Below are 3,839 nucleotides of genomic sequence, written 5' to 3'. Positions count from 1 at the left end.
TGCGTGTGACGCGGCGAGGTCCCATACTTCCGGGAATCGTCCCCGCATGAACTAAACAAACCCTGTTGTTGCAGATACACAGCGGAGGGCGTAGTTTTGTCCGGGCCCACCCGTAGTCACTGGAAGCTGCCGACGCTGGGAGGACACCTTGGTCGATTCTTCGTTGCCGGATCTCACGCGCGAATCGCAACAACCGAACCCATCCCTGAAACGCCGTTGGGGAATCGCTGCATTTGCTGCGATGATAGCTATGCTTTGTACGGGTGCCTCATCGCCCACCGGTTGCACAACGCCCCCTCCTCCAGGCAACATTGGCCCATCCAACGCCGAACTCGCCGGAGCTGTAATCGGCATCGGCGCGGTCATCGCCGTGGCCATCATCGTCCCGGTAGAGATCAGCCACAGCCATCACAATCTCACCGGATGCGTTGTCACTGCCGCCAACGGGCTCGAGTTGCGGACCAGCGACGCGAAGACCTACTCGCTCGAAGGCGACGCAGCCAGCATCAAGGCCGGCGACAAGGTCAAGATTCACGGTTCGAAAATCAAGAAGACCAAAGACAGCACCGGCCCCGGAGTCTTCAGGGTCGACCAGATCAAGCGGAACTACGGCGCGTGCCCGGTTGCCCCGACTATCGCTTCGGCCGCGCATTAGATATCGCGGTTGACGTAAGCCGATGCACCGTCGGCCCACAGGAGATTTCTGTCTCTCTCATCCTTGCAGAGAAACTAGCCTTCCCGCCTCCTTACCTTTAATGTATGGTCGTTCTACTTCCTCCGCACTCCAAAACCGAACCTCAGACTGGCACTGCTGGATACATGTTCGACCAGCCCGAGACCAAACGAAAGAAGAGGTTCCCTTCGAGCGCTATGAAAAGCTGCGTACCCTCGCAACAACGCAGCTCTACGTCGTCCAGGACCTGATCCAGGCAACAAAATAACCAGAAGCGGAGGGTTCCGCCTTCTTGCCGAAGCTGGCGGAACACGCCTCGCTTGCGGCCTCCGGTCGTATCGTGTGCCGATACACCAGCCCGGCTTGCCACTTCCGCGTATCGAACATTCGCCGCGACATGCACTTGTGGCAGGTCTGATGTGCGTCGAAGCCTTCGAAGTGCTCCTCGTTGTTGGCTCGTGGCCAGGTCCATGCGTGCGTCGGGCAGCGCAACGCCAACCAGAACAGGCAAAGGCCGGCCACGATCTGGTAGCTGCCAACCTCGCTGTAGCCGCTTGTCTCTCGCTGGCGCCTGGTTCTCCGCAGGATTTTCTGGCTGAGTTTAGTGTAGATAGGGAAAAGTTCCGCAGTTGCCACGTGTGACCCCTCAAAAATGCGCCAGGTTCCAGACGCGGCGCGCCTGCAACGAAGCTGAAATACGACCCCGCACGTTCAAACTCCAACGTTGTAAAGGTCGTATCTCGTGCAACAGCGCTGAGTGGTTCGGGGGCTGAATCTATTCTATCCGCAGCGCGCAAAAAGCCCACCTTTGGGATGGGCTTTTTGCGTTAAAGTGCAGCCAACACCTGCTCAATGCGGTGCACTCTGCATTGACCCTACGACTGCTCTTGCCCGGAGTCAATCCACTGTTGAGGTTAAAGTTAAGGCACTTTGGTATCCTCACAAAAGTTACGTCCAGAGCTTGTGCGGACCACATAAGACCCGCTCTGCGCACTCCAGAGGACATGGGGCTCCCAGTTCGCTGTCTCCTCAGGATTTTCTCTGAAGAGCCCTCAATACATCCTCCGGGCGAAGCGGCCGCTGCAAAAGCTCAAATCCGAGTCGGTGAATCATCTGCCTCATTGCCATGGAAACGGGGTGAGCTGTAAATAGAATCACCCTGCAACCCGGATGCAGAGCTCGGATACGCGTGGCCGCCTCAATTCCATCCAGACGGCTCATGCGGATATCACTGAGGATCACGTCGGGGCGAAACCTCTGCGCCAGCTCAAGAGCCTCTTCTCCGCTATAGAGCGCGATAGGCCTGTATCCGTGTTTTCTCAGGATGTCAGCGAGCGTGTCCGCAAGTATCTTGTCATCGTCGACCACCAGAACCGTGGAGCCGTCCGATTCCGCTGACATTGATGACTTACCTCGTTCTCGTCCGTTGCGAAAAGCACAACACGTTTAACCACTTTGATGCATGTATAACTCCCCAGGGAACACGAGCGATTACGTCAATCACATAATTTCGTCAACGAAATCAATCAGATACCGATGCCGCATAAACAACCTCGTCTTTATCGCGGGCATCCCTCGATTTGTGCGACTGCGCTTGAAAGGAGGGTCGCCGGAAGTCACTCTTTGCTGAGGTGTTCAGTGAGTTCCGATATTTCCTGCATTGTTATTCAATCGGATCGTCGTTCCAGGAGAATCCCGTTGCTCGGCCAGATTGTCCAGGTTGCCGACAAAACCGGCTTATTCGTCGTCATGCATGTCGATCAAGGCCGTCGCGTTGCCCAATTGATGGAAAGGGGTGGCAAGCATCGGCTTGTCGATGTTCCTTTTACCTCTTTGCGCACCTTTAATCGCTCTCTGGCGCATGCGATCCACCGCTTTCTCGATGCCAGAGACGAAGCGAAGGGAAAGGAGAGTCGTTCTCGCAAGGGCTAACCGACCCACAAACCGGCTTGGCCGCGTGGGTTCGGGTTCTTTCATGTAGACTGATCCCGAAATGAGCTGCCTTTTCTGCCGGATCATTGATGGAAGCATTCCTTCCAAAGCCATCTACCAGGACGACCAGTGCTATGCCTTCGCCGACATAAATCCACAGGCGCCCGTACATGTCCTCATTGTTCCGCGCCAGCATGTTGCGTCCATTGCTCATGCAGGTAAGGAGCATAGCGCCCTGATCGGCCACCTGCACTGGGCGGCCGCTGAGATCGCGCGTTCCAAAGGACTCACACAGGGCTACCGCACCGTGATCAACACCGGCGAAAACGGCGGACAAACTGTCGAGCACATCCACGTCCACCTGCTCGGTGGCCGCCCGATGATCTGGCCGCCGGGATAAAGCGGCGAACCGGGCAGAAAAAAACCAGCGAGCTTGCCTCAAACAAGGCGCTGGCTGGTATCGATTCTCGACACTAATAAAACAGGCACCAACAATCGAACGTCGGTGCCCGTTTCCTATCTGTTGTTCCCGTCTCTCTAAATCGGCTGCGGAATGTTTTCGTCTTCCTCTTCCAGACCATACCGGCGCAGGAGGTTGGGCAGGCTCTGTGAGAACGCGGAGCGCGGCATCACAGTGTCGCACCCTGCTTCGATGGCCTTCATCTTCAGATCGCCCTGCAGATGGTTGAGGAATCCAATGATCGAAGTCGCCTTTTTGAACTTGGTCTTGAACTTCGGAATCAGGGTCATGGGCTTTGCGTTGAGATTGTTCAGGTCAAAGACCACCAGGGTCGGCTTTTCACCCTCGGGAGCATCTATGATCCGCGAGACGGTTTCTTTCTCGCCCTTCACAAACTCCACCTTGATACCCAGCTTCTTGGCCGTCTCCTGGATTTTTGCCTGGAAGAACAGATCGTCGATAAAGCAGAAAATGCGTGTGGGCGCATCCGCTTTTACAGGAACACTCGCTACGCCGACATTCACATCGTTGTAGTAGCCGCCATGGTGCCCATTCCCTGAAGTAGGAATCGTCGAAGGAGGTCCATCCGCGACATTGCCGTTCACAATGCGATAGCTGTGGTCCATCGGTCCCACAAACGTCCGCGGTCCTCGCTGTCTTTCCTTGCGCCGGCCGTTGTGCTGCGGAGCAATACTGTTGCCGGGCCCCGGCTGCGGCGCGCCTCCGCTCTTCTGCTGGAAGAATTTCTTCTTCTTGCGGTGGCGACCCGAACCC

Annotated in this window: 5 protein-coding genes and 1 pseudogene; 3 read left to right on the top strand and 3 right to left on the bottom strand. The window is 56.3% G+C overall.

Annotated features, from left to right (window positions below):
- The first annotated feature begins 148 nt into the window (after nt 1–148).
- Nucleotides 149–655 (top strand): hypothetical protein, encoded by a 507-nt coding sequence (locus tag WA354_RS25455; protein WP_472815835.1) that lies wholly within the window; start codon nt 149–151, stop codon nt 653–655.
- A 249-nt stretch (nt 656–904) separates the two neighbouring features.
- Here the strand turns inward: WA354_RS25455 and WA354_RS25450 are convergent, their stop codons facing one another.
- Together WA354_RS25450 and WA354_RS25445 are read right to left on the bottom strand one after the other, a co-directional pair.
- Nucleotides 905–1,309, bottom strand: coding sequence for a hypothetical protein (locus WA354_RS25450; RefSeq protein ID WP_472815834.1), 405 nt, complete (start codon nt 1,307–1,309; stop codon nt 905–907).
- 393 nt (nt 1,310–1,702) lie between these two features.
- Nucleotides 1,703–2,074: a response regulator gene (locus WA354_RS25445; protein WP_472815833.1), complete on the bottom strand. Its 372-nt coding sequence runs from the start codon at nt 2,072–2,074 to the stop codon at nt 1,703–1,705.
- 237 nt (nt 2,075–2,311) lie between these two features.
- Between WA354_RS25445 and WA354_RS25440 the strand changes: the two genes are divergently transcribed.
- Nucleotides 2,312–2,605, top strand: a complete 294-nt coding sequence (locus WA354_RS25440; protein ID WP_472815832.1) for a hypothetical protein — start codon at nt 2,312–2,314, stop codon at nt 2,603–2,605.
- A gap of 61 nt (nt 2,606–2,666) precedes the next feature.
- The gene (locus tag WA354_RS25435) at nt 2,667–3,005 is read left to right on the top strand and encodes a histidine triad nucleotide-binding protein (RefSeq protein ID WP_472815831.1); all 339 of its coding nucleotides are present in this window, start codon (nt 2,667–2,669) and stop codon (nt 3,003–3,005) included.
- A 137-nt stretch (nt 3,006–3,142) separates the two neighbouring features.
- On the opposite strand, the pseudogene WA354_RS25430 reads toward WA354_RS25435, so the two are convergent.
- Nucleotides 3,143–3,839: pseudogene (locus WA354_RS25430) on the bottom strand (response regulator); the annotation flags it as partial.

The sequence above is a fragment of the Occallatibacter sp. genome (assembly GCF_049802275.1).
Taxonomy (GTDB): Bacteria; Acidobacteriota; Terriglobia; order Terriglobales; family Acidobacteriaceae; genus Telmatobacter.
This window is presented reverse-complemented; position numbering and strand designations above follow the sequence as displayed.

What these genes read in the sequence shown, in the direction of transcription:
- WA354_RS25445 (WP_472815833.1), bottom strand. Translation starts at nt 2,074, where the DNA reads ATGTCAGCGGAATCGGACGGCTCCACGGTTCTGGTGGTCGACGATGAC.
- WA354_RS25435 (WP_472815831.1), top strand. Translation starts at nt 2,667, where the DNA reads ATGAGCTGCCTTTTCTGCCGGATCATTGATGGAAGCATTCCTTCCAAA.